Below are 24,708 nucleotides of genomic sequence, written 5' to 3'. Positions count from 1 at the left end.
TCTTCGTCGTCTTGCTTCTGTGCTTCTCACATATGAAAGCCATACGTTTGGTACTCCAAGCTCTCTCTCCTTGGCTCTTTTCTATGAAAGGAATGGTTACATTAGCGATTCATTCTTATACTCATCGGGGTGTCGCGAAGCGTCATATTTGTTTTTTCCTACTTTTTGCATACGCACTTTTAGTGAAAAATGGTGTTTATCATTTAGGAGAATGAAAAGTTGATAAGGGAACAAATGTTTGATAATATGAAAATATCTTTACTTCCCTTTTAACATTCCTGTTTATGAAATTCGCGTGATTTCTGCTATAATTGAAGGCTGAAGAACCCTTACTCCTTGCCAGTTATGATTGAATAACTAGGAGAATAAATAGAAATGATGACCCGTTATCCAAGTGATATTTGAACAGCTAAACCAAGCCGAGCCTGGATAACGAAACTCAAAGCGGAGGCTTTCGAATGAAAGAAGAAATTAAAGCTTGGCGCCATGCTTTCAAGATTGATCCAGCAAAATCATTTTCTGAGAGCTGGCTTGCAGATATATGTGAGTCGGGAACAGATGCGATCATCGTTGGGGGCAGCGAAGGAATTACCATTGATAATGTCACGGAATGTTTGGCAGCCGTGCGCCGCTTCTCTGTTCCGTGTGTGCTTGAAGTGACAGAACTAGAGGCGCTCACCCCCGGATTTGATGCATATTTTATCCCCGTCGTATTAAATGCGCACAATCCTGCATTTATTAGTGGTCTCCACCAGCAAGCACTAAAAGCGCACGGCCAACTCCTTGAAACCGAAGAGGTTTTAGGAGAAGGCTATTGTATCCTTAATCGCAATTCTAGTGCTGCGAGACGGACCAACGCAGATGCAGCTATGGATATGGATGATATTGTGGCATTTTCGCGTTTTTCAGAAAATGTTCTCCAAATGCCGATTTTTTATCTTGAATATAGTGGTACATATGGCAACGAGGAAGTCGTGAAGAAAGTAAGCGAAACGCTTGAACACGCCCAGCTTTTTTACGGTGGCGGGATCCGGAATTCACAACAGGCTGCCCAAATGGCCGTTTGGGCCGACACCGTTGTCGTAGGCAATGCGATCTATGAAAATAAGGAAGAAGCATTAGACACTGTGAAGGCTGTTAAAGAAGCTAACCGATAAATGAACAGCGCGAAGGCGCGTAAGGGATGTGCATCGCATGCAACGAAAAATGATTCAACAGTTATTACAAGGGCTTAATCCTGAACAAGGGCGGGCAGTACAAACAACGGAAGGCCCGCTTCTTATAATGGCAGGGGCAGGCAGCGGTAAAACACGTGTACTTACTCACCGCATTGCGTATCTTATTCGTGAAAAAGGGATAGCCCCGTGGAATATCCTGGCGATCACTTTTACAAATAAAGCAGCAAGGGAAATGCAGACCCGTGTTGGTCAGCTCGTCAGCGGGGTGGCTGATAACATTTGGATGTCGACCTTCCACTCCTTATGCGTCCGGATTTTACGTCGGGATGCTGATCGCATTGGTATCAACCGTAACTTTTCGATCCTGGACGGTACGGATCAGCAATCGGTCATTAAACAAATATTAAAGGATCAGAATCTCGATTCAAAAAAATTCCCTCCGCGGACGATACTCGGAATGATTAGCGGGGCGAAAAATGAATTGATGACCCCCGATCAATATGCCAAGGATGTCAGTGGTCCCCTTGAAGAAGTGGCGGCTGATGTATACAAAGAATATAGCCGTCGGCTGCGTGTGAATCACGCTCTTGATTTTGATGACCTGATTATGACGACGATTCGTCTTTTCCGGGAAGTTCCCGAGGTCTTGGAATCTTATCAGCGGAAATTTCAATATATTCACGTCGATGAATATCAAGATACGAACCGGGCGCAATACATTCTCGTGAACCAGCTCGCGGGCCGATACCGCAACATTTGTGTCGTGGGCGATTCAGATCAGTCGATTTACAAATGGCGTGGAGCAGACATCGGCAACATACTTTCCTTTGAAGAAGATTACAACGATGCCGCCGTCATTATGCTTGAGCAAAATTATCGTTCCACAAAAACGATTCTGTCAGCGGCAAATGAATTGATCAAAAATAATAGTGGCCGGAAACCAAAGAAATTATGGACCGAAAATGATGAAGGCACGAAGATTCATTTGTATGAAGCGATGGATGAGCGGGAAGAAGCGTTCTACGTAGTGGATCATATTAAAGAGGCGGTGCAAAGTGGCAAGCGCAGCTATCAAGACTTTGCCGTACTTTACCGAACGAATGCCCAATCACGTGTGATTGAGGAAATGTTTGTTAAATCGAATATCCAGTATCAAATGATTGGCGGTACGAAGTTTTATGACCGTAAAGAAATTAAAGATCTCCTTGCTTATTTACGCTTGATTGCTAACCCGGATGATGATATCAGCCTTATGCGCATCATTAATGTACCAAAAAGAGGAATAGGAGCGACCACTGTCGATAAAGTGGCTGCCTATGCTAATGAGCAGGGAGTGAGTATTCATGCTGCCCTCCTGGAAGCCGAGCAGATTGGTTTATCAGCAAAGGTCACCAAAAAGCTGATCACGTTTGCGGAGCTTCTTGATAATTGGATGAAGCAGCAAGATTATTTGTCGGTCTTGGAACTCATCGAGGAAGTGCTGGAGAAATCCAACTATAGGGAAGCGCTGAAAGCAGAGAATACCTTGGAGTCACAGAGCAGGTTGGAAAATATTGATGAATTTCTAAGCGTTGCTCAGGAATTCGAAAAAAACCAGGAAGATAAATCATTAATTGCCTTTTTGACCGATCTTGCTCTTGTGGCTGATATTGATCGTTTGGATGAGGAAGATCAACAGGGGACAGTTACGATGATGACCTTGCACGCGGCTAAAGGTCTGGAGTTTCCAATGGTTTTTTTAATCGGCATGGAAGAGGGGATTTTTCCGCATAACCGCTCGTTATTTGAGGAAGAAGAAATGGAAGAAGAACGTCGTCTTGCGTATGTAGGGATGACTCGTGCAGAAGAAGAATTGCATTTAACGAGAGCTTCCTCACGCCGGCTTTATGGGCGTGCTCAGATGAACCCTCTGTCTCGTTTTATTAATGAAGTACCCGGGCATTTGTTTGAAACCTCACCAGGAGGTGAGAAGAAAACATCAATCGGCCGGCCGGGAGACGGAAAACAAAAGCACCGGACCGTGACAACGACTACGCGTACAGGCGGAGAGGCACATTCATGGCAAGTGGGCGACAAGGCTGATCACCGTAAATGGGGAACGGGCACTGTTGTAGCCGTTAATGGTGAAGGTGAAAATCAGGAATTAGATATCGCCTTCCCAGAAGAAGGGATCAAACGTTTAGTCGCCAAATTTGCGCCAATCACTCGTCAATAAGAAAGGATGGCCTGCTATGGCTATAGATAAGGATGTTGAAACACATGTAGAGGAACTACGTGAACGACTTCATCGCTACAATTATCATTATCATGTCCTTGATGATCCAATCGTCCCCGATGCCAATTATGACGAATATATGCAGGAACTTCTGCAGCTGGAAGAAAGCTATCCTTCTCTAAAAAGCGATGATTCCCCGACAATGCGTATTGGTGGGGAGGTACTCTCCGGGTTTCAAAAGGTACGCCATGACCGTCCTATGCTAAGTTTAGGTAACGCATTTAACGAACAGGACTTATGGGAGTTCGACCGTCGGGTACACCAGGGGCTGAGCAATCCCGAGAAAGTCACGTACAGCTGTGAGTTGAAAATCGACGGGTTGGCCGTCGCTTTAACATATGAGGATGGCCGTTTCGTTCGGGGAGCAACGAGAGGTGATGGGCAAACGGGAGAAGATATTACGACCAATCTGAAAACCGTTGGTTCTATTCCGTTACGCCTGAATGAACGGGTGAGCATCGAGGTACGCGGAGAGGTCTTTATGCCTGAACATTCATTTCAAAGGTTAAATGCGGCGAAAGAAGAGCGTGGTGAGGCGCCGTTTGCCAACCCACGGAATGCGGCAGCCGGTTCTTTACGCCAACTGGACCCAAAAATTGCGGCCAATCGGAATCTCGATATCTTCCTCTACGCGATTGCCAATGACCGCGGGAAAGGCTTAACCTCTCATCATGAAGCCATTTCTTACATTCAAACATTAGGATTAAAAGTTAATCCTAAGAGTAAACATTGTCGGTCCATGAATGAAGTTGTTCAGTATGTCAACAACTGGGTTGACCAGCGAAATGATCTTTCTTATGAGATTGACGGGATTGTGATTAAAGTTGATGATCTCAGGCAGCAAGAAGAGCTGGGATTTACAGCTAAAAATCCCCGATGGGCGATTGCCTACAAGTTCCCGGCCGAAGAGAAGATGACGAAGTTGACAGGCATTGAACTGTCGGTCGGGCGAACAGGGGCGGTAACCCCAACTGCCCACCTGGAAGCTGTTACTGTCGCCGGAACAACGGTTAAGAGGGCGTCGCTTCATAATGAAGATCTGATTCGGGAAAAAGATATCAAAATCGGTGATCAGGTTGTGGTCAAGAAGGCCGGCGATATTATCCCGGAAGTTGTTCGTGTCATCGAAGAGGCCCGTATAGGCGAAGAAGAAGACTTTACCATGCCAACCTACTGTCCGGAGTGTGAGAGTGAGCTTGTTCACTTGGAAGAGGAAGTTGCCCTAAGGTGCATGAATCCTAAATGTCCGGCGCAAATACGCGAAGGATTGATCCATTTTGTTTCTAGAAATGCGATGAATATTGATGGACTTGGTGAACGGGTGATTACACAGCTTTTCAAACATGAGCTCGTCGCCGATGTTACTGATCTTTATCGCATACAATATGATGATTTAATTGAACTCGAACGTATGGGCAATAAATCCGTAAACAATTTACTCGGAGCAATTGCCGCTTCCAAAGAAAACTCGCTGGAACGTCTGCTTTTCGGTTTAGGTATACGTTTTATTGGTGCAAAGGCTGCCGAGACACTGGCCCGTCATTACAAAACGATGGATGTATTGCAGCAGGCTTCATCTGAAGACATCCAGGGGATTCCTGAGATCGGCCATAAAATGGCAGAAGCCGTTGAACAGTATTTTCAGTTACCAGAAGTGAATGCTATGCTCGAACGCTTAAGGGAATCGGGTGTAAACATGTCTTTTAAAGGCACAGAAAAGGTGGAGACGGATAAATTACAAGGAAAAACCTTTGTGCTTACAGGCAAACTTGAACGCTGGAGCCGTAGTGAGCTTAAAGAAATGATAGAGGCCAACGGCGGGAAAGTAACTTCAAGTGTAAGCAAAAATACCGATGTAGTCGTTGCAGGCGAGGATGCTGGCACGAAATTAACCAAGGCCGAAGAATTGGGAATTGAGATTTGGGATGAGGAACAGGCGGCCGAGGAAGTGGATGCCTAAATAGCATGCAGCCTTTTCCAGGGAGGGGAGAGACGAAATGAAGCAAAAGGTCACAATTGCGTCCATTATGGGGATGCTTTTCATGCTTGCGGGTTGTATGCAATTTTTGGAACCGGATACGGCAGACGAAGCAGTGGATGGAGAAGTCGGTCATGAAGAAACCGCTGTAGACGTAGGTTCTTCGATTCCTAGTTTGTCTGAACATTACCGACATGTATTTCCTGAAGGGCAATACGAATACGGGGAAGCTAGGGGCTATAGTTCGGGGGCAGTGCATAACCGTTTAGATCTGGATCGTTTAGAGGTAGGGTTGACTGAGATTTCTTCAGAAACGTTTAACCCTGAGGATTATTTTTTTCAAGAAGGTCAGTTTATTTCTCGTGAAGAGCTACACGAGTGGCTGGCTCGTTATGAGGAGCCTGAGGAAGAAGATGACGAGGAAGAGCAACAGCCCCCATTAGGGTTAAATCCGCCTCTTGGTGAAGGGGATAGTTTTGAAGCACAAGAGCGCAGCAATCCCCGGGTTTTATCACATATTAATGAGCAAAACTATTATACCGAAAATGACGAAGGAGACTTGTACTTAAGTGGTGTCTCTATTGGACTCTCTTTAAATAGTGTCTACTATTTTCGTGAGCAAAATGAGGATGGAACGTATGAGGCGTGGCGGGAGGAGGCCATACCTGAGGAGGAGGCCTTAGAAGCTGGCCAGGAGATCGCTGATGAAGTGGTTTCCCGTTTGCGGGCAGAAGAGCGTGAAGAAGGAATGTTAAACGACGTACCGATCGTTGTTGCACTTTTTCGGGAGGCTCCGCGTAATTCCACCACAACTGGTGAGTTTATCGCAACAGCTACGGCCGAGGCTGAAAATGAACTTGGAAGTTGGGAAATGCTAGATGAGGAATATTATTTTTTCCCATCTGACCACGCTTCGGATCGTGTCCCTGGGGATGCTGATCGTTTTGATCAGTTTAACAGCGAGCTAAACAGCTATTTTAGCGATCATATAGGGGTTACCGCGCAGGGATATTATCAAAACAGTGAGCTCCAAAGCCTCACGATCGAAGTACCGATACGCTTCCAGAGCAAGATGGAAACGATTGCGATTACTCAACAAGTGACAAGTGAAATGGAAGAACATTTTCAAACAGACATCGATATTTCCGTATCGGTGACCTCTAACGACCAACCGGAAGCCCTGATTACAAGGGATGCTGGTGAAAAAGCCAGTGTGCATATCTACGATTAGGCGGAGTGAAGATTGCTCGTAGAGAAGCGTTTTGATATGATCATATTATTGCTGTAAGAGGATGGTCAAAGGGAGGGTGTTCCGGGGCAAAGTCGTTCTGTTGCCGAACAAGCGACGTCACCCTGAACACTCGATCTTTTGTCAGCCTTTTTGATTACAAAAAACCATCTTTGAGCTTTTGAATGTGAGGTGAAAACATTGGCCAAGATTACAAAAGAGGAAGTCGAACATGTTGCCGACCTTGCTCGGTTAAAATTTAGTGAGGAAGAGAAGGAAATGTTCACAGAGCAAATGGGTAAGATTATCACATATGCTGAACGTTTGAACGATCTCAACACAGAAGACGTAGAGCCCACCACCCATGTGATGAATGTACACAATGTGTTGCGTGCGGATGAAGAACGCCCATCCGTCTCGAGAGAAGAGGCCCTTAAAAATGCACCAGCGTCGAAAGATGGACAAGTGGAAGTGCCATCTGTCCTCGATTAAAGAGGAGGATTAAAGGAGTGAAAGCCATGTCTTTTATGGAAGAATCCATATCTTCATTACATGAGAAAATCAAGAATAAGGAAGTAAAAGTCTCTGAGATTACCGAATCTGCTTATCAAAGAATCCAAGAGGTTGATGATTCTATCAACGCATTTCTTACATTGGATGAATCGAATGCGATGTCCAAGGCAAGCGAGCTTGATGAAAAAGTTGCAGAAAATGGGGATCAACCGTTATTTGGAATTCCTGCAGGTATTAAAGATAACATTATGACGGCTGGACTAAAAACGACGTGTGCCAGTCAATTGCTCGATGATTTTGATCCCATTCATAATGCAACAGTGATGGAGCGTTTGAACGAACAAAACATCATTACGGTCGGTAAACTGAATATGGACGAGTTTGCGATGGGCTCATCAAATGAGAACTCTGGTTATCATGTAACGAAAAACCCCTGGAATACAGATTACGTGCCTGGAGGATCAAGCGGAGGCTCGGCTGCTGCTGTAGCTGCCGGTCAAGTTCCTTTTACCCTAGGTTCGGATACAGGAGGATCGATCCGTCAGCCTGCATCATTTTGCGGAGTTGTCGGTTTAAAGCCTACATATGGACGAGTTTCCCGTTACGGCCTTGTGGCATTTGCTTCTTCCCTTGATCAAATTGGGCCGATTACCCGCACAGTGGAAGATAATGCTTATGTACTGCAACAAATTGCCGGCCACGATGATCGTGATTCTACATCTGTGGACGTTTCCGTGCCTAATTACCTCAGCGCGATGGAGGGGAATATTAATGGGCTGCGAATTGCTGTGCCGAAAGAATTCCTTGAAGAAGGCGTCGATGCAGGAGTGAAGGAGCAAATCCAAACGGCCATTAAGACACTTGAAGGATTAGGGGCGGAAGTTAATGAAGTTTCTCTGCCTAACTCCCAATATGCAGTGGCCGCGTACTACATCCTTGCCTCTTCTGAAGCTTCTGCCAATCTTGCACGTTTTGATGGGATCCGTTACGGTGTTCGCAAAGATGGAGACGACCTCATTGATGTCTACAAAAATACAAGAAGCGAAGGCTTCGGTGAAGAAGTGAAACGACGGATCATGTTAGGTACATTTGCATTGAGCACCGGTTATTATGACGCTTACTACAAAAAAGCGCAAAAAGTGCGGACGCTCATTCGCGAGGACTTTAATCAGGTATTACACAGTTATGATGTGATTCTTGGGCCAACAGCACCGACGACTGCCTTCAAAATCGGGGATAACATTAATGACCCTCTCACGATGTACACGAATGATATTTTAACGATCCCAGTTAACCTGGCTGGGAACCCGGCGCTTTCCGTGCCGTGTGGCTTTTCAAACGGCTTGCCGGTGGGAATGCAGCTGATTGGTAAACCATTTGAGGAACGAATCCTTTACCGTGTTGCTCATGCTTATGAGCAGGCAACGGAACATACAAAAGAAAGACCGGCGTTATAAGGGGGCTAACCAATGAAATTTGATACCATTATCGGTTTGGAAGTGCATGCAGAGTTAAAAACCGATACGAAGATTTTTTGTGGTTGCTCCACTAATTTTGGAGCGCCGCCGAACACGCAAACATGCCCGGTTTGTCTTGGACATCCAGGAGTACTCCCGGTATTAAATCAACGGGCTGTTGATTTTGCAATTAAAGCAGCACTTGCGACCAACTGTAATATCGCTCAATATACGAAGTTTGACCGTAAAAATTACTTTTATCCGGATAATCCCAAAGCTTATCAAATTTCCCAATTTGATCAACCGATCGGTGAAAACGGCTCGATAGAGATTGAAGTGGATGGGAAGAAAAAATCAATCGGCATTACCCGCATTCACTTAGAAGAAGATGCAGGGAAATTAACGCACGATGAAGACGGTGGTTCCTCGCTGGTCGACTTTAATCGTGTTGGAACCCCTCTTATCGAAATTGTCTCGGAACCTGATATTGCTACCCCAGATGAAGCATATGCATATTTGGAAAAGCTAAAAGCGATTCTGCAATACACAGAAGTCTCCGATTGTAAAATGGAGGAGGGATCGCTCCGCTGTGATGCGAATATATCCCTTCGACCAGCCGGTCAAGAAGCATTTGGCACAAAAACAGAGTTAAAAAACTTAAATTCTTTTACCAATGTACAAAAAGGTCTGGCGTTTGAAGAAAAGCGCCAAGCCCAAGAACTTCTTTCCGGCGGTCAAATTTTACAAGAAACTCGTAGGTGGAATGATGATCGCAAGGAAACGGTTCTTATGCGTGTTAAGGAAGGTTCCGATGATTACCGCTACTTTCCTGAGCCGGATCTCGTACGCCTCTATATTGATGAGGAGTGGGAGTCGCGTATAGGGGCAGAGATCCCTGAACTTCCGGATGCCCGGAGAGCCCGGTATATGGCAGATTGGGAAATTCCGGCTTATGATGCCGGTGTCATCACGCAAGCGAAGGCAAGTGCGGACTTTTTCGAAGAAACGGTTGCTGCGGGAGCGGATGCTAAACAGGCAGCAAACTGGTTGATGGGAGAAGTGAACGCGTATTTGAATGCGAATCATAAAGAGCTTGATGATGTTGCTATGAGCCCGCAAGGGCTGGCTGAATTAATCGGTCTCATTGAAAAAGGGACCATCTCAAGTAAGATTGCTAAAAAAGTGTTTCAGGAATTAATTGAAAAGGGAGGAAGCCCGGAACAGATTGTAAAAGATCAAGGGCTTATCCAAATTTCTGATGAAGGCGAACTCAAGGACATCGTTGAGGGCATCTTAAATGAGAACCCACAATCGATTGAGGACTTCAAAAATGGAAAAGACAAAGCGTTTGGTTTCCTCGTTGGACAGACGATGAAAGCAACAAAAGGGAAAGCCAATCCGCAAGTGGTGAATAAGTTAATCAAAGAAGGCATGGAATCCCGATAAAAATAGCCAACCTTTCCTTTTCATGGAGAGGTTGGCTTATTGAATATAGCTGCATTCGCCGTTTCTACGTCTGCGCCCAACATGATTGCTGTATAAGCGGTTAACACAAATAAGGCAATATAGATGGGCGCAAACCAGAATGGACGTCCAGTGCCGATGCTATAAATGAAAAAGATAAGAATGGTCAACGCTGCTCCGGCTAGCAAAATCGTTGGGACGCTAGCGGTCCAGGTGACGATTTCTCCAGGGAGCAAATCTGTGGCGATCATTTGCATTGCAAATCCGGACATTTCCGTAAACTCTAGCGTTGCCGCAACTTCGTGGGGAGGTTCTTGCTCGGCCATAATTGCCGTAACCCCGAAAACCACGACAAGCACAGCGCTCTCCATTCGTAAAGAGAAGCGCGGCGTGCGTTTGTTTCCGTATTTCAATGGGTCATCGAGACGTTTTTTCATGATAAATCCATGGGCAAATCCATAGAACACAAGCGGAATGAATAACAAATGCTTAAGCAATTGCCATTGACCATACGATAGGAGCCAACTGTTTGTATATTCCGGTGTAATTAAAGTCAACATCCCAAAACCGCTTGCGAAGAGCAGCAGTACCATCGTGATCGCAAATGGGGTGAACCATTGAAAAAAACGGTGCCAACGATCTTCACCGATCGAGAAGAAGCTGGCAATGAGGAGTACTCCCGTCCAGGATAATGCCGAAGTCGTGTGTATGACATCGAAAATATACCCTTGATTGGAAAGCGATCCCGCATGAGAGCTCCAACTCGTGGCTAAAACCATTCCAAAAACGGGAATAAAGAGGAGTGCCCGCCCCTTTTCCCGTCCTTTTACCATGAATCGTGCAACGAATACAATGACAAGAAAACAAACAAACGCGACGAACCCTTGGCCGATAGAAAACTCAAATAAACTGGAAGCGAGTACAGAGGTGAAAGGCTCTGGTGAAATGATGGCTGTCTGTTCCGCAATCAGTCCGATCGGAATAAAGCTAAAGACAATCATCGCGACGGCCAGTGCCGGCAGGAGAAACTTCGGAATGCGTAATGTCGGCCGCTTATCGTTGGACACAACTTCGAGAATATGAATCCCGATAAAAAGCGATAAGGCAATGAACAACACTGCATTCGCAATGATAACCATGGGTATCTAAGTTGTCTTTCTGCTACGGGAAATAAAGAAGATTAAAGCTCCCGCAATGATAACGCCTAGAATAGCGGTAATCATCCAGCCTGCTGCTTGACCGCCGCCTTCTTCGGCTCCCCCGGCAGCAGCGCTCTCTTCTTCTTCAGAAGCTTCCTCTGTAGTCGTCGTTTCTTCTTCAACGGTCCCTGCTTCTTCTGTGCCGTTCTCTTCTTCCGTAGCATCTTCTTCAACGACTTCATCGGCATCTACACTAAAAGCGACCTCCCCTTCGGTCGTATGCCCGTCGTCACCAAGCGCTTGCCATTCCACCGTATAGTCTCCGGATGTTAGGGGCTCATTAAGGGTTGCTATATATTCTTGCCCCTCTTCAATTGTTTCGTCAGCAAGTTCAACCTCATTTCCTTCTTCATCAATCACTGTTGCTGTAGTTGCTGATTCGATCCCAGCATCAAAGGAAAGGGTGATTGTATCGATTGCTTCTTCACTCGTTGAGCCATCCTCGGGGTCGGACTCCTCTACATACGAATGTGCAGAGGCAAGTGAGACGAATGACAATGATAGAAAAGTAGTTACGGTTATCAGGGCCAAATACTTAAATGCTTGCATATGTTCCTCCTTCAAAAAGGTAAAATATTAGGAGATTCTAAACTATTATTATCGTAAAGGATGAAAATTGGATAATCAAGCGACATAGAGAGGATAGCCCCAGTTTTAATAATATGCTCACATTTTCTAAATAGAAGCCGTTTTGATGTTTATAGATAAGTGAGCTACAATAAAACATGAAAAGGGGGATGTTCTATGAGAAGAGCCCGGCTAATCTATAACCCGACATCTGGACGGGAACAGATGAAAAAGCATCTTCCTTATATATTGGATCGCCTTGAACAAGCAGGATACGAAGCTTCAGCACATATGACGAAAAAAGAAGGGTGTGCCAAAACCGCGGCTTTTCATGCGGGGGAAGGCAATTACGATCTTGTCATTGCAGCTGGGGGTGATGGGACGATTTTTGAAGTCGTGAACGGTCTTGCTCATTTTCAAAAGCGTCCACGGCTAGGAATCATTCCAGCGGGAACAACGAATGATTTGGGCCGAGCGTTCAGATTGAATGAATTAGATATTGAGGGCATTTGCGATGTGCTTATTGGAAATGATACACAAATGGTGGATGTGGGCAAAGCAGGAGATCAGTACTTTGTTAATATTGCTGCCGGCGGTAGTTTAACCGAACTTACATATGATACCCCGAGCCGCTTGAAAACGATGCTCGGCCATATGGCCTATTATGTTAAAGGGTTTGAAAAGTTATTTTTTCTTAAGCCAAGACAAGCACGCATTGAATATGATGGCAAGTTATTTGAAGGCAAAATTATGATGTTTTTAATCGCAAATACGAATTCAGTTGGTGGGTTCGAAAAACTCTGTCCGGACGCCGAACTTAATGATGGAATGTTCGACATGATTATCGTGAAAAAAACAAACCTGCCAGATTTTGTACGCATTGGCAGCCTGGCCTTGAGTGGTCAACATATTAACGATGATAAAATTCTTTATGTTCAAGCAAACCGTATTAAAATGCAAATCGAAGATGATATGCAGCTAAACCTGGATGGGGAACGGGGAGGTCTTCTTCCAAGTGAATTCATCAATTTAAGGCACCACTTTGAAGTTCTGGTACCTAATCCAGAATAAAAAAACACGACTGGGAACATAACCCATCGTGTTTTTTGCGTTAGTTCTTTTCAATTATGAGTGCATATAGGGACCACCCTAGTACCCCGATTGAAATGACCGTTGTTAAAAGCATCATCCAATGCATTTCCATAAGTCTTGTCCCTCCTGATCACGTTCACTTTCATCTATAAAAAGGATAGACGGTTTTTCCGTTGACGTCAAGGAAGATTGTTGCCACCCCTCTTATATTGTCTTAAAAAGCTGTTTAAAATAGCCCGGGAAAATAATAGCCCTCGTATCTCTTCGTCGTCTTGCCTCTGCGCTCCTCACGTATAAAAATCATACGCTTCGATGCTCGAAGCTACGTCTTCTCGGCTCTTTTTGTCCTCCACGTTTTTAAAGAACAATGATAATTTCCTTTATTATGGCTATGCTAAGCCCATAAGATACGGAGGTGATGAAGTGAGAGATAAAGACGAAGAATATACGGATTTTGCGAACGTGGAAGATCAAAGAAGATTTTTAACTGCTGAAGAATACCCGGAGGGGACGTATGGGTCTCCCGGTGGTGAAACTGATCCGGTTGAGAATAAAGATACACCGTGGGAACCTGGACAACAGTTTATTAGCCATTTTGCCTACGAAGATCGAAACCTGCATCAAGATCGGCCGCGAAAGTCTCCAGGAGCTCACCTTCCCCATGATGAGAAATATGAAGATCGGGAGGATCCGTTTAAAGATGCTCCAAATACGAGCCGGCGAAGTTAAACCATTCATGAAGAGACCTTTTCAATACGAGGTCTCTTTTTAGTAGGTAAGAAAGTCTAAATTAACTTTCTTATCTGCATAAGTGCAACTAAGGCATTCGTCATAAAAGCTTGGCGAAAAGCCAAGTTTTCTAATATGTGATCGGTTATTTCTTCTTTTTTGCTTTTTTAGCGTCAGATTTAACGTCCATATCTGAGCCAAATTCGGTCTGTAAGTTTCTCTCTGGGGGATTTTCAGAGGCTTGCTCCTCGAATACTTGTGTGTCCATGTACCGGTGGAAAAACCACTCTCCTACCGCAAGGATGACAGCTGAGGTCATCGCAGCTTCTCCAAAATCCAATTGGGTAAATAACCCGCCTAACACCCAAATCCCGATCAATATAAGACAGAAATCTGAAATGGTAGCCGCTAAATTTCCTGCTTTTGGGTAGATCCATAAATCACCAACAATAAATGACACACCCGTTAATAAGACACTGATCAGCAAAATTTCTGTAAGGGGGATCCCAAAAATCCCACCCATAACGATCCATAAAACTGCGGTTGTCATAATCAACTTAATTATTAAAGCCACAAAATACTTGATAATATTGCACCTCCTTTCATTATCTTGTCCCGTTTTATTTGGATCATTCCAATGTCAAAAAACCCGAATCCAGCTTTCAAGGATTCAGGTCATCGTTCAAAATATGGGAGGCATTTTTATTCTTGATTTTTGTTTTTGTTTGCTTTTTCAGCATCGGATTTAACATCCATGTCTGAACCAAATTCTGTCTGCAGATTTCTTTCTGACATATCGTTCCTGATGGGCTCTTCGTCCTCTAATACTTGCTGATTCATAAACCAGTGGAAGAACGCTTCACCGATCGCGATAACAATGGCTGAAATGAACGCAGCCCAAAAGCCGATTTGATCAAAAAAGGATCCCAATGCCCACACACCGATGAATGCTAGGCCAAAATCCGCAACCGTTGCCCAAAGATTTCCGTAATTAGGTAATATGAATAAGTCACCAAGCATATACGACACGAGTGTCAGTAAGATACTGATGAGCAAAATATTGACAAATGATGCACCAAATAGGCCTAATACGATCCATAATACGACAGTCATCATAATAAATTTAATAATTAATGGCCAGGTATAATTCACGTTGTTATCCTCCTTTCACCTTTGTATTTCACTATCCTGCCCTGTTCTTATATTTCTAATCCTGTTGCTTGCTGAGATCGAATTTTCTCACTATAATGAGCTTAGGCGATTACGTTCGGAGGTTTTTAATTTTAATGATTATATATACCATTGTAGTCGTGTTGGTTCTTTTGTCGTTGCTTTTTCTTTTGTTAGCAACGTTAAACATCGCGGCACATGTTTATTTTCTAAAATCAGGAATGCCATATAAAAAAATATTACTCCATACATTTGTGCAGATCGCGATCATCCTTGGTATTGCCTTGATATTGTGGAGTCTAGGGTGGTTTCCAACTTGGGAGGGGTAAAATATGTCGAAAATCATAATCGCACCGGATTCCTTTAAAGAAAGTATGAGCGCGAAAGAAGCAGCAGAAGCTATACGAGAAGGCTTTCTAGAGGTAGGAAAAGAACATAAATATGATTTAATTCCAATGGGTGATGGCGGTGAAGGAACGATGGAAGCGTTGACAGCGAACTTCGATGGGAAGCAGCAGACCGTCCGCGTCGAAGGTCCGAATGCCCACCCAGTAGAGGCCACCTACGCTCTATCAGCAGATGGACAAATAGCAATTATGGATATGGCACAGGCTTCGGGGCTTGATCATGTATCTGAAGATGCCCGCAAGGTTGGAGAGGCGTCAACGTATGGAACAGGAGAGATGATAAAAGCAGCTCTGGATCAAGGCGCTCAAAAAATCATTCTCGGTATTGGGGGAAGCGCCACGAATGATGGAGGAGCGGGAATGATCGAAGCGCTTGGTGCTCGTTTGTTAAATGACCAAGGAGAAGCGATAGCAAGAGGAGGGCTTGGACTGGAAGCACTTTCTGCTATTAATGTTGTAGACTTGGATCCTCGCCTGAAGATGACGGAAATTGTGGTTGCTTGTGATGTAACAAATCCTTTGCTCGGAGAGCGTGGGGCTACCGCGATTTACGGTCCGCAAAAAGGGGCCGATGAGTCAATGGTCAAACGGCTGGATGACGCTCTGGCTCATTTTCACGAATTATCGGTAGAGGCAACGGGCAAAGATGTAAAAGATACAGCCGGTGCAGGGGCTGCAGGCGGTCTAGGAGCAGGATTGCTCGCTTATTTAGATGCTGAACTAAAGCCTGGGATCGACCTTGTTCTGGAAGAAACTGATTTTCGCAGGCGTGCCCAGGGAGCGGATGTTGTCATTACCGGTGAGGGAAAAATCGACGGGCAGTCGGTGTACGGCAAAACTCCGGTCGGCGTGGCAAAAGCAGCAAAAGAAAATGACACGTTCGTGATTGCTATTTGCGGACAATTGGGCGATGAGTACGAGCGTGTACATGAACACGGTATTGATGCAGCTTTCACCCTGGTTCCCGGTGCGATAGATGTGAAGGACGCTATGGAGAACGGGGCCGCTTACTTAACACAGGTAGCACGAAACATTGCCAAGGTCATGTGGCACGACGAAGCGCGGCCGTAAAAATGGAGAGGTGCGCTAAATGATTTGCTTGTGCGCCGAATAAAGAACTGGTACGCTGAATTCTCTCGGGATGAAGCGCCGAATTATTCCGTGTTCCGCCGTATTCCGCGGATGAAGCGCTGAAATCCTTGCTGGTGCGCTATAATCCTGTGCCTGCGTCCGATGGCTGAAAAGCGCCCGTGCCGAATAAATCGCCCGGTGCGCCGAATCCCGACGGTCATTCGTCGAAATGCGTGGGCCTAGTGATACTTCCGGGCATTTTACCGGCAAGCGCTTTCAGTTTCCAGTCCTTGCCGCAACAACAATTGTGTAGATAAGAACCACGAAAAGGAACGTGTCTATGTCTAATAAACGTATAAACAAGAATATACCGGTACAAAAAAATGAGTTCCTCAACGTCACCTTTGAAGATCTCACTCATGAAGGAGCTGGAGTGGCTAAGGTTGACGGCTATCCGATATTCGTCCCGGACAGCCTTCCGGGGGAAGAAGCAGAGATTAAAGTTGTAAAAGTAGGGAAAAGTTTTGGATTTGGGCGCTTAATGAAGCGCCATACGACGAGTGATCAACGTGTCGACCCGCCTTGTCCGATTTATCACTGGTGTGGCGGCTGTCAGCTTCAACATATGGATCAAAAAGCTCAGCTTTCATTGAAACGCGAGCAAGTGGTCAATGCTCTCCACAAGTACATGGGACGCGATGACATTCCTGTTCATAAAACGATGGGGATGGAGGAACCGTGGGCGTATCGCAATAAAGCACAAGTACCTGTGGCCGAGCGAAACGGGGAACTCATTGCCGGATTTTATGCAAAACAATCGCATCACATCGTTGACATGGATCATTGTCTAATTCAAGGTGATCAGAACGATGCAGCCATTCAGGTCGTCAAAACCATATTAAAACGATACAACATTCAACCTTATGATGAAGAAAGCGGAAAAGGAGTTATCCGCCACATCGTAGCTCGTAACGGGCGGCTGAGCGGTGAAACCATGGTTATGCTCGTTACAAATGGTGAGACATTACCGAAAAGGGATGCAATTGTAGAGGATATCCGCCGGGAAGTCTCAGGCATTCACTCCATTGTCCAAAACATGAATGATAAAAAAACGAATGTCATTTTCGGAAAACGTACAGAAATCCTCTGGGGAGAATCATACATTGAGGAACAAGTTGGAAAACTACGTTTCGCCCTTTCTCCGCTTTCATTTTTTCAAGTGAACCCTGTACAAACGGAAGCTCTTTATGAAAAGGCCCTCGAATACGCTGATTTACGCGGCCAGGAAACGGTGATTGATGCTTATTGCGGCATTGGTTCAATTTCACTTTTTTTAGCTGAAAAAGCAAAGAAGGTCTATGGTGTTGAAGTATCAGGGGAAGCGATTCGTGATGCGCGCAAGAACGCGAAACTCAATCGTATATCAAATGTAGAGTTTTCCGTAGGCAAAGCAGAAGAAGTCGTACCTTGGTGGAGAGCCTTTGCCGAAGTTCAAGCTGACGTTATCGTCGTTGATCCACCACGTAAAGGCTGCGATGAAAAGCTGCTGCAAACGATGATTGAGATGAAGCCCGAGCGCATCGTTTATGTCTCTTGCAACCCGGCTACCCTTGCCCGTGATCTTCGCATTCTCTCTGAAGGCGGCTATGAAGTAAAAGAAGTGCAGCCCGTCGATATGTTCCCGCAGACGGCGCATGTGGAGAGTGTAACGCAGTTGATGCGTAGGTGAAAACGAATACAGAGCAACTCTCTTTGAAAATGAAAAAGTGGATTCGTATTATTTGGAACAGGAATAGTTTTTATGTTGACTAGTAGAGAGGTACTAATGATAAAAGAACCCAACAATTTGTTAATAATCTCTAGTTGGAAGGATCTACAAACAAGTGAAAATGAATATATCCCTCAATGGGTGAAAGATTCATTAGCGGTTGCACCTATTGTCGTTGTTAGACGGGCGAAAACATTTAAAGAGAATATTCCGGTGGGGGTGCGAGGTTTCTATCGATCGCAGCGTTTCGCTGCTTACATTTCACCCAATAGTGTAAAAGCCTGCTATCAGCCGAATGATGTTCTGGAATTCGGATCCAAATCCTTGCATCTCCCTCAGGCGAAAAAGATACTCAGAGAGTTGGGATTATTGTTTAATGACGATATGGAATGGGGGCCTGCGGGTAGTGCAGGTTATGAAATGGTTTCAGGGGAAGAAGTGATGACACGCCGGAGCGATTTTGATATTGTTATTACCCCACACAAGACCTTGGGAGTAAATGAGGCACGGATACTTGTTCAGCAGTTAGACTCCTTTCCAATGTATGTCGATGCACAGGTGATGATCTCCCAAGGCGCCTTCTCTTTAAGGGAGTGGGCAAGAGGTGAAGGCGTATTGCTCAAAACGGCAGATGGTCCAAGGCTTGTCGAAGATCCATGGAACGAATAAAAGCAGGGCAAATAAGGGAACCTAGAAAAGTATGGTGAATGTTCTTTATCAGTGGTTGAGGTTCCATAAATGCTCTTCAAGGGGTATCCTTTGAAAAGCACCCACTATTGGTTAAGTAGTGCTTTTTTCTTCTTGCCTTTTGTCCTTTCGTCTTTCGAGCAGTACGATAACAGAAACGGTAAGGATGACAGCGAATACAATTTTAACAGTATCTGGAATTGGCGAAAATAATACTATTATGCCAATAGCGAGAGCAATCCCTCCATATAAAGGGGTTTTATAAGCAAATTGACCGAGAATCGCACCAAAGATAGCTGGGAGAACAAAGTTAAAAGCTGCTTCAACAGCAGGAGGCAAAATAGATACGATATATGCGCCGCTTAGAATAACGACAACAATAGCAGATATATTAACCAGGCAAGCGACTGCTATTCCAATTGTGCCTGCGATTTCTGCTTTGCGGGAACCGGTTTCCGCATTAACGGCGCTTTGAGCTGAAGCCGAACATGGAAGACATAAATTGGCGACATTCCCCTGCATAAATGCCATGTACGTACCTGCGATCCCAAGCGTCGGATAATAAGTGATGGGTTCTAGCACCCACATCACTCCGATAAAGGCCGCATAGCCTATGAGTCCAGCAATAATGGTTTCCCAACCAGGATGAGCACCTAAAACAAACGATAAATAGAAAGGTGCCATGAGTGTGGCAATAATCATCCCAATCAGTGTTAAACGTCCCCAGAAGTGTGCTTGATGATGAAAGGTATCCATTTGAAATCCCCCTAAATCAATGTTGAAAGATAGCCAGTACTCATCCCAATGATTAAAGCGAACCCTAACGCCCATTCCTTAAGCCACTGGGTTTTTGTTTTTTCCGCGATTCCCATAATAATGACCATTGATCCCGCTGCTACAATGGCGGTGATTGTATGATTTACGCTCAGCATCATTTCTTCACTAGTCAGGAAGCCAAAAACTCCTAGCATTGCAGCTAAAGATACAGTGGCCATCGTTTTTGCACTTTTCTTAGCTACTCTTTTCTGAATATTTCCCAAGGATTTCGTGAAAAGTGCTGTAAAGATTAACCAACCTGTGCCACCAAGACACATGGTCCAAACGACGTTTGTTAAAGCCTGGGTAGTAAAATCATCGCCGCCTAACTGAACGCCAAATGATTGGGCACCTATTCCTGCGGCTGCTGTTTCTGTTGCTGCTGAACCTATAATGCCGATTCGCATCAAGGTAAGGGGGGAGCCGATCAAAGTAATTAACGCTACTACAACGATCGCGATTCCAAACGAAGGACCGATTGAACTAATAACACCAGTTTTTACGGCACTTCTTACTTCATTTGCACTCATCCCTACATTTGGTGCGGTTTTTGTTGTGATTCTCAAAAAGATCACAGCTTGAAAAATAACTAAGGCTACAACAAGAAACGCGATAATCCAAAGGGGGATACTATTTGCTACTGTCATCACTTCTTTCACTGCTGAACAACTCCTTTACAGTTGTTTTTCATTAAATATCTCAATTTCCTTAACCATAGTAATTTGACAAAAACTTTCATAATTCCTGCAAAAATAAAATATTATAGTTCGTGTTCAACAAGAATGCCAAAAAGAGCTGAGTAAGTCGAGGAGACGTCCTTCGAGTACCGGAGCGTTACGTAAGAGCACAGAGGCAAGACGACGAAGAGATACGAATGTTATTTTTCCTGGACATTTTGAACAACCTCTTAAATGGTCTATGTGATATGCTTGTTCTAAGGGTAAGTAAATAAATATTTTTTATGGAATCTGTAGGAGGTTTTTATGGGTTCAGAATTCATCGACGATTCTTTATCATTACTTTCGGCTAAAATTAGGGAAAGGGAAATTTCTGCAGTCGAAGTTGCCCATGCATTTATTTCACAGATTGAAAAGTATAATCCTAGTATTAACGCGATTGTTTCTTTTTGTCCCGAGCGCGCGTTAATGGAGGCGCGGGGAGCCGATCAGCGTCTGGCGAAGGGTGAGTGGGATGGACCGCTACACGGTGTTCCTATGGCGTTTAAAGATACACACGATGTGGCGGGCCTACCTACTACAAAGGGATCTATGATTTTAAGGGACAATGTGGCAGATAAGGATGAATTATTAGTTGAGCGTTTACGAAATGCAGGTGCTATAACTCTTGGAAAGACAAATGTACCTGAATTTGCCGCGGGATCTCATACATTCAATGAAGTGTTTGGAGTAACTCGAAATCCCTATAACCTAGATCGTTCTGCGGGTGGTAGTAGTGGAGGGGCTGGTGCTGCGTTGGCAATGAGTATGGTTCCACTTGCGGATGGCAGCGACATGGGCGGATCTCTTCGTAACCCTGCAGCATTTAACAATGTAGTAGGACTGCGTCCTACACCTGGGCGTGTTCCTAGCTATCCAAAAGAAAATGCTTTTACAAGGCTAAGTGTCCAAGGGCCAATGGCACGTACTGTTGCAGATACAGCCTATATGATGTCAGTTATTGCAGGGCCGGATAATCGGGATCCTCTCTCGATTAAAGAGGGTGGTCACATTTTTGCTAGGTCGCTTCAACGTGAATTTAAAGACGTTCGTGTTGCTTATTCTCCAGACCTTGGGGGGCAAGTACCTGTCGATCCAATGGTCCGGGAGGCATTTTTAAAGCAAATTCCCATACTTAATGAGGCCGGATTCGTAGTAGAAGAGAATTTTCCGGATATACGTGATGCGGATGAGGTCTTTAATGTTATGCGCGCGCATGACATGGAAGCAGCCGCTGGTGAATTCGTTGAGGAACATCAAGACAGGATCAAATCTACGTTTGTAGAAAATGTGGAACTAGGGCGTAAGCTTTCCGGTACGGATATCGGGCGAGCAGCTCGGTTGCAAACTGAGATCTTCTCCCGTATGCATGAATTTTTTGAACAATATGATTATCTTGTTCTTCCAGTTAGTCAAGTTTCGCCATTTGATGTGGAGATTGAATACCCAACAAGGATAAATGGGGTGAAGATGGATTCCTATATTAGCTGGATGCGATCGTGTTCAATGATCTCTGTCACTGGACATCCTGCTATTTCAGTCCCCGGTGGTTTTACAAATGACGGGCTTCCTTTTGGGCTGCAAATCGTTGGTCCTCATGGAGGCGATTTTGAAGTACTGCAAGCAGCGTATGCCTTCGAACAAGCTACATCTTTACGGAAATAAAGGTAAAAAGCAGGGGACACTACCTATCTGCTTGTAATAGGTAGTGTCCTTAATTTTTCTTATACCCCTCCAAAACGTCTGCATTGTGTTGATCTAGTAACTGTTGGGCTTTTTTTAGTTCATCGTTATAGAGGTAATGAACGAGTAATTCGTGTTCTTCCAATGATTTATTAATATTTCCTTCCTTAGAAAAAGAAGCGCTTTGTACCATTAATAACGGTGTGCCGAGACGTTTATACATGTCCTGAATCATTTGACTTTTGCTCATATCAATAATGTGTTGATGAAAAGAATGGTTAAGATGAGAGTACCTACTGGGGTTTTTTTCATATTTCATTTCATGAAGCTTTTCAATCATCAAGCTTAATCTCTTATCATCAACGCCAGAAGTTGCGATTCGGTTCATAGCTAATGATTCAAGTAAGTTCCTGATTTCTAATAGATCAAAGATTTCGGTTCGTGAGTAATTACGAACAATCGCACCTTTGCGCGGCAGCTTCTCTACAACTCCTTCTAGTTTTAAGATGTAGAGAGCATCTCGAATCGGCGCTCGGCTAACCCCAAAAGTATCAGCATAACTTTTCTCTATAAGCTTATCCCCGGGTTTTAGATCACCAGTGATAATTTGTGAGGTAATGTGTTCTGCAATTTGATTTGAAAGTGCATCTTTATTAATTTCCATAGTCAGTATCTCCTGACGTTATATATTTCGATATGGAATGAGAAGGTCCTTGTAATGAACCTTTCGTTTAATCATTCCATTGTTTCTGCATCTTTTCTCTTACTTGGATAGAGGTGGAGCGTTCTTTTTTAGCTAGAGATGAGTAAAGTCTTTCTGCTAGGCTTTGATCTCTTTTTGAATGGATGTCATCTACCGCTTGTTGTAGCTTTCTGTAAATCTCATCTACATCCTCTTTTGTAGGGTGGTCTGCACGTATACCACTAATAAGTTCGTATAGTGCACCTAATTGTTGAAAGGACTGGACATCATAGGCCATTGCTGGCACATCAGCAGTCACTTGCTCCAGCTCGGCAATGGTACGTTTTGTCACTCTCGCTGCTGAACCTTTAGACATGACATGTACATTCACTTCCTTGTCATCAAGTGCGAGCAATCGATTGGCTTGTAAACCATGGCTTAAAAATGCTCCAGATATGGCTTTTCCTACAAGAAGAGCAACAATTGGATGTCCTGCTCTACGCGCATCTGCGTATGCGTTTACGGCTGCGGCACAAGCTTGGTGTAACCCAAATAACTCTTCCACATAACCATAGGCTTGGCTCGGAACATCAACAATTGCAATAATTGGCCGCGGCTGTTCTTTCCCCGCATCTGCTTGTATGACTTCATTGATCGTATGAGCGAGTGCCCATCCTTCTTCTAAACCAACTTCTCCTTCTCGAACGCGAGGAAAACGGTGACCAGGATCAGGCCCAACCGTAATAAAGCGAGCTTTTTCATTGCCAAGCTTGGCATCCCCACTCCAAACTGTCGTTGATATTTTAGTATTAGGAGCCTCAAGTGAAGTTAGCGCATAAAACCATCTTTGACCACGACTCTTTGCTTCTAGGGGGCGTTGAAGATTCGATTGCATATAAGGATGTAATGATGGAGTGAATTCTCTAAAATAATTGGGATTGATATTTTCCTTAGGGTTTACTTGTTTCAGTATGGATATATATTTTTCAACCTGTGCAGATCTGGGTTTTGAAGGCTTTGTCTTAAATGCGTTTTGAACTGCATTCACAATCTGTTTACGATCATCTTCAACGAGCTCATCTGCGAGGGAAGTAGCCACACGTTGAGTACCCCCGATGGTTTTCCAAATCAGTTGACGGTTTTTACTATCAAGCTCGGTAATTCCTGCTTCTTGCTCGATGACTTCGGGTCCATTTAAACCTAGGCGTCCCTCAGCAGTCATAATAATCTTGCTAAATAATCCAGCTGTGATGGACATGCCGCCAAAACTACCGATTTTCCCCGGAATAACACCAACAACTGGCATATAGCGGCGTAAAGCAACAACGGCGGACTGAATCTCAGCGATGGCTAATAGTCCATAGTTTGCTTCCTGCAGGCGCACGCCTCCTGAATCAAGAATGATAACAGGTCTCGTTTTAATGCCGTTATGATGATCATCTAACGCCATTTCCAAAGCGGCAGCAATCTTAGCACCGGAAACTTCCCCGATACCACCTCCTTGAAAGGCGCTTTCGATAGATATAACGACGGCTGGTTCGTTTTCTATTTTTCCTTTGGCTACAATGACACCATCATCATTTTGAGGGACAATCCCTTGCTTTTCTAAATGAGGAGAGGAAATACGCTCAAACGGCCCTAACATTTCATAGAAAGATTCTGAATCAAGTATTTGCTTCACTCTGTCTCTCGCGTTAGATTCTACGAAACTGATCTTTGTACGAATATCATTCATTTATCCTACTCGCCTCCCATGCCTGCTCTAATCGGAGTTGAACGACACCGGGTGTTGCTCCAAAATCATTAATTTCAATAGAAGCAGCAAGATCGTGCTTGGCAAAAAATCGTTCTAACACCGCTTCCCACGTTGGAGTATATCCTTCTGTTCCTGTACGGATAAGGACGTTAGCTTTCTTCTCTTCATTTGGTTCCATCAGAATCTCTAAATCCCCTGAACCAACAACTCCAACGTGAGTTCGCTTTTTCAACAGAGATTTAGCTTGGTAAGAAAGTGTGATCCGTTCCATT

General features: G+C 44.4%; 22 protein-coding genes. 13 read left to right on the top strand and 9 right to left on the bottom strand.

The window, feature by feature from the left end; all coding sequences use genetic code 11:
• Positions 1–458 precede the first annotated feature (458 nt).
• The 7 genes from pcrB to gatB all read left to right on the top strand — a co-directional run bounded on the left by pcrB (position 459) and on the right by gatB (position 10,075).
• Positions 459–1,157, top strand: a complete 699-nt coding sequence (gene pcrB, locus HNR44_RS13590; RefSeq protein ID WP_184404862.1) for a heptaprenylglyceryl phosphate synthase — start codon at positions 459–461, stop codon at positions 1,155–1,157.
• A gap of 37 nt (positions 1,158–1,194) precedes the next feature.
• The gene (pcrA, locus tag HNR44_RS13585) at positions 1,195–3,393 is read left to right on the top strand and encodes a DNA helicase PcrA (protein ID WP_184404861.1); all 2,199 of its coding nucleotides are present in this window, start codon (positions 1,195–1,197) and stop codon (positions 3,391–3,393) included.
• Positions 3,394–3,409: 16 nt separating this feature from the next.
• Positions 3,410–5,413, top strand: a complete 2,004-nt coding sequence (gene ligA, locus HNR44_RS13580; RefSeq protein ID WP_184404860.1) for an NAD-dependent DNA ligase LigA — start codon at positions 3,410–3,412, stop codon at positions 5,411–5,413.
• Positions 5,414–5,450: 37 nt separating this feature from the next.
• Complete coding sequence (locus HNR44_RS13575; RefSeq protein WP_184404859.1) at positions 5,451–6,662, top strand: CamS family sex pheromone protein; 1,212 nt, start codon at positions 5,451–5,453, stop codon at positions 6,660–6,662.
• 189 nt (positions 6,663–6,851) lie between these two features.
• Entirely contained in the window at positions 6,852–7,151 is a 300-nt protein-coding gene (gatC, locus tag HNR44_RS13570) for an Asp-tRNA(Asn)/Glu-tRNA(Gln) amidotransferase subunit GatC (protein ID WP_343069510.1), read from the top strand.
• A 26-nt stretch (positions 7,152–7,177) separates the two neighbouring features.
• The gene (gene gatA / locus HNR44_RS13565) at positions 7,178–8,629 is read left to right on the top strand and encodes an Asp-tRNA(Asn)/Glu-tRNA(Gln) amidotransferase subunit GatA (protein WP_184405082.1); all 1,452 of its coding nucleotides are present in this window, start codon (positions 7,178–7,180) and stop codon (positions 8,627–8,629) included.
• A 12-nt stretch (positions 8,630–8,641) separates the two neighbouring features.
• A complete protein-coding gene (gene gatB, locus HNR44_RS13560; RefSeq protein ID WP_184404857.1) occupies positions 8,642–10,075 on the top strand; it encodes an Asp-tRNA(Asn)/Glu-tRNA(Gln) amidotransferase subunit GatB in 1,434 nt (477 codons plus the stop codon).
• Between the two features lie 20 nt (positions 10,076–10,095).
• Here the strand turns inward: gatB and HNR44_RS13555 are convergent, their stop codons facing one another.
• Together HNR44_RS13555 and HNR44_RS13550 are read right to left on the bottom strand one after the other, a co-directional pair.
• Positions 10,096–11,232: a copper resistance D family protein gene (locus tag HNR44_RS13555; RefSeq protein ID WP_184404856.1), complete on the bottom strand. Its 1,137-nt coding sequence runs from the start codon at positions 11,230–11,232 to the stop codon at positions 10,096–10,098.
• A gap of 6 nt (positions 11,233–11,238) precedes the next feature.
• Positions 11,239–11,841 carry a copper resistance CopC family protein gene (locus HNR44_RS13550; RefSeq protein WP_184404855.1) on the bottom strand — a complete coding sequence of 201 codons (603 nt, stop codon included), beginning with the start codon at positions 11,839–11,841 and terminating at the stop codon, positions 11,239–11,241.
• 195 nt (positions 11,842–12,036) lie between these two features.
• On the opposite strand from HNR44_RS13550, the gene HNR44_RS13545 reads away from it, so the two are divergent.
• Together HNR44_RS13545 and HNR44_RS13540 are read left to right on the top strand one after the other, a co-directional pair.
• The gene (locus HNR44_RS13545) at positions 12,037–12,930 is read left to right on the top strand and encodes a diacylglycerol kinase (RefSeq protein ID WP_184404854.1); all 894 of its coding nucleotides are present in this window, start codon (positions 12,037–12,039) and stop codon (positions 12,928–12,930) included.
• 444 nt (positions 12,931–13,374) lie between these two features.
• On the top strand, positions 13,375–13,680 hold the full coding sequence (locus tag HNR44_RS13540; protein WP_184404853.1) for a hypothetical protein: 306 nt from the start codon (positions 13,375–13,377) through the stop codon (positions 13,678–13,680).
• A 145-nt stretch (positions 13,681–13,825) separates the two neighbouring features.
• Here the strand turns inward: HNR44_RS13540 and HNR44_RS13535 are convergent, their stop codons facing one another.
• On the bottom strand, positions 13,826–14,254 hold the full coding sequence (locus HNR44_RS13535) for a YndM family protein (RefSeq protein ID WP_343069509.1): 429 nt from the start codon (positions 14,252–14,254) through the stop codon (positions 13,826–13,828).
• 128 nt (positions 14,255–14,382) lie between these two features.
• Positions 14,383–14,832, bottom strand: coding sequence for a DUF2512 family protein (locus tag HNR44_RS13530; protein ID WP_184404851.1), 450 nt, complete (start codon positions 14,830–14,832; stop codon positions 14,383–14,385).
• A gap of 350 nt (positions 14,833–15,182) precedes the next feature.
• Here HNR44_RS13530 and HNR44_RS13525 point away from each other — a divergent pair, with 350 nt between their 5' ends.
• The 3 genes from HNR44_RS13525 (at position 15,183) to HNR44_RS13515 (ending at position 18,765) form a co-directional block, all read left to right on the top strand.
• Positions 15,183–16,328: a glycerate kinase gene (locus HNR44_RS13525; protein ID WP_184404850.1), complete on the top strand. Its 1,146-nt coding sequence runs from the start codon at positions 15,183–15,185 to the stop codon at positions 16,326–16,328.
• A gap of 340 nt (positions 16,329–16,668) precedes the next feature.
• Positions 16,669–18,057, top strand: a complete 1,389-nt coding sequence (rlmD, locus tag HNR44_RS13520) for a 23S rRNA (uracil(1939)-C(5))-methyltransferase RlmD (RefSeq protein ID WP_184404849.1) — start codon at positions 16,669–16,671, stop codon at positions 18,055–18,057.
• 96 nt (positions 18,058–18,153) lie between these two features.
• Positions 18,154–18,765 (top strand): malonate decarboxylase holo-ACP synthase, encoded by a 612-nt coding sequence (locus HNR44_RS13515; protein WP_184404848.1) that lies wholly within the window; start codon positions 18,154–18,156, stop codon positions 18,763–18,765.
• 111 nt (positions 18,766–18,876) lie between these two features.
• On the opposite strand, the gene HNR44_RS13510 is transcribed toward HNR44_RS13515, so the two are convergent.
• Together HNR44_RS13510 and HNR44_RS13505 are read right to left on the bottom strand one after the other, a co-directional pair.
• On the bottom strand, positions 18,877–19,539 hold the full coding sequence (locus tag HNR44_RS13510) for a small-conductance mechanosensitive channel (protein WP_184404847.1): 663 nt from the start codon (positions 19,537–19,539) through the stop codon (positions 18,877–18,879).
• An 11-nt stretch (positions 19,540–19,550) separates the two neighbouring features.
• Positions 19,551–20,258, bottom strand: coding sequence for a DUF5058 family protein (locus HNR44_RS13505; RefSeq protein WP_343069508.1), 708 nt, complete (start codon positions 20,256–20,258; stop codon positions 19,551–19,553).
• 324 nt (positions 20,259–20,582) lie between these two features.
• On the opposite strand from HNR44_RS13505, the gene HNR44_RS13500 reads away from it, so the two are divergent.
• On the top strand, positions 20,583–21,980 hold the full coding sequence (locus tag HNR44_RS13500; protein WP_184404846.1) for an amidase: 1,398 nt from the start codon (positions 20,583–20,585) through the stop codon (positions 21,978–21,980).
• Between the two features lie 49 nt (positions 21,981–22,029).
• Here HNR44_RS13500 and HNR44_RS13495 read toward each other — a convergent pair whose 3' ends face one another.
• The 3 genes from HNR44_RS13495 to HNR44_RS13485 all read right to left on the bottom strand — a co-directional run bounded on the left by HNR44_RS13495 (position 22,030) and on the right by HNR44_RS13485 (position 24,707).
• Positions 22,030–22,662 carry a GntR family transcriptional regulator gene (locus HNR44_RS13495; RefSeq protein WP_184404845.1) on the bottom strand — a complete coding sequence of 211 codons (633 nt, stop codon included), beginning with the start codon at positions 22,660–22,662 and terminating at the stop codon, positions 22,030–22,032.
• A gap of 67 nt (positions 22,663–22,729) precedes the next feature.
• Entirely contained in the window at positions 22,730–24,415 is a 1,686-nt protein-coding gene (locus HNR44_RS13490) for a biotin-independent malonate decarboxylase subunit beta (RefSeq protein WP_184404843.1), read from the bottom strand.
• Positions 24,408–24,707: a malonate decarboxylase subunit delta gene (locus HNR44_RS13485; RefSeq protein WP_184404842.1), complete on the bottom strand. Its 300-nt coding sequence runs from the start codon at positions 24,705–24,707 to the stop codon at positions 24,408–24,410. Before HNR44_RS13485 ends, HNR44_RS13490 begins: the two co-directional genes overlap by 8 nt.
• Between the last annotated feature and the right edge of the window lies 1 nt (position 24,708).

The sequence above is a fragment of the Geomicrobium halophilum genome (genome assembly GCF_014207655.1).
Taxonomy (GTDB): domain Bacteria; phylum Bacillota; class Bacilli; order Bacillales; family Marinococcaceae; genus Geomicrobium; species Geomicrobium halophilum.
This window is presented reverse-complemented; position numbering and strand designations above follow the sequence as displayed.

Excerpts from the sequence above, each read along its gene's own strand:
- HNR44_RS13550 (WP_184404855.1), bottom strand. The coding sequence starts at position 11,841 with ATGCAAGCATTTAAGTATTTGGCCCTGATAACCGTAACTACTTTTCTA.
- HNR44_RS13490 (WP_184404843.1), bottom strand. The coding sequence starts at position 24,415 with ATGAATGATATTCGTACAAAGATCAGTTTCGTAGAATCTAACGCGAGA.
- HNR44_RS13500 (WP_184404846.1), top strand. The coding sequence starts at position 20,583 with ATGGGTTCAGAATTCATCGACGATTCTTTATCATTACTTTCGGCTAAA.
- HNR44_RS13510 (WP_184404847.1), bottom strand. The coding sequence starts at position 19,539 with ATGGATACCTTTCATCATCAAGCACACTTCTGGGGACGTTTAACACTG.
- gatA (WP_184405082.1), top strand. The coding sequence starts at position 7,178 with ATGTCTTTTATGGAAGAATCCATATCTTCATTACATGAGAAAATCAAG.
- HNR44_RS13485 (WP_184404842.1), bottom strand. The coding sequence starts at position 24,707 with ATGGAACGGATCACACTTTCTTACCAAGCTAAATCTCTGTTGAAAAAG.
- ligA (WP_184404860.1), top strand. The coding sequence starts at position 3,410 with ATGGCTATAGATAAGGATGTTGAAACACATGTAGAGGAACTACGTGAA.
- HNR44_RS13575 (WP_184404859.1), top strand. The coding sequence starts at position 5,451 with ATGAAGCAAAAGGTCACAATTGCGTCCATTATGGGGATGCTTTTCATG.
- HNR44_RS13545 (WP_184404854.1), top strand. The coding sequence starts at position 12,037 with ATGAGAAGAGCCCGGCTAATCTATAACCCGACATCTGGACGGGAACAG.
- HNR44_RS13495 (WP_184404845.1), bottom strand. The coding sequence starts at position 22,662 with ATGGAAATTAATAAAGATGCACTTTCAAATCAAATTGCAGAACACATT.
- gatB (WP_184404857.1), top strand. The coding sequence starts at position 8,642 with ATGAAATTTGATACCATTATCGGTTTGGAAGTGCATGCAGAGTTAAAA.
- pcrA (WP_184404861.1), top strand. The coding sequence starts at position 1,195 with ATGCAACGAAAAATGATTCAACAGTTATTACAAGGGCTTAATCCTGAA.
- pcrB (WP_184404862.1), top strand. The coding sequence starts at position 459 with ATGAAAGAAGAAATTAAAGCTTGGCGCCATGCTTTCAAGATTGATCCA.
- HNR44_RS13555 (WP_184404856.1), bottom strand. The coding sequence starts at position 11,232 with ATGGTTATCATTGCGAATGCAGTGTTGTTCATTGCCTTATCGCTTTTT.
- HNR44_RS13525 (WP_184404850.1), top strand. The coding sequence starts at position 15,183 with ATGTCGAAAATCATAATCGCACCGGATTCCTTTAAAGAAAGTATGAGC.
- rlmD (WP_184404849.1), top strand. The coding sequence starts at position 16,669 with ATGTCTAATAAACGTATAAACAAGAATATACCGGTACAAAAAAATGAG.
- HNR44_RS13515 (WP_184404848.1), top strand. The coding sequence starts at position 18,154 with ATGATAAAAGAACCCAACAATTTGTTAATAATCTCTAGTTGGAAGGAT.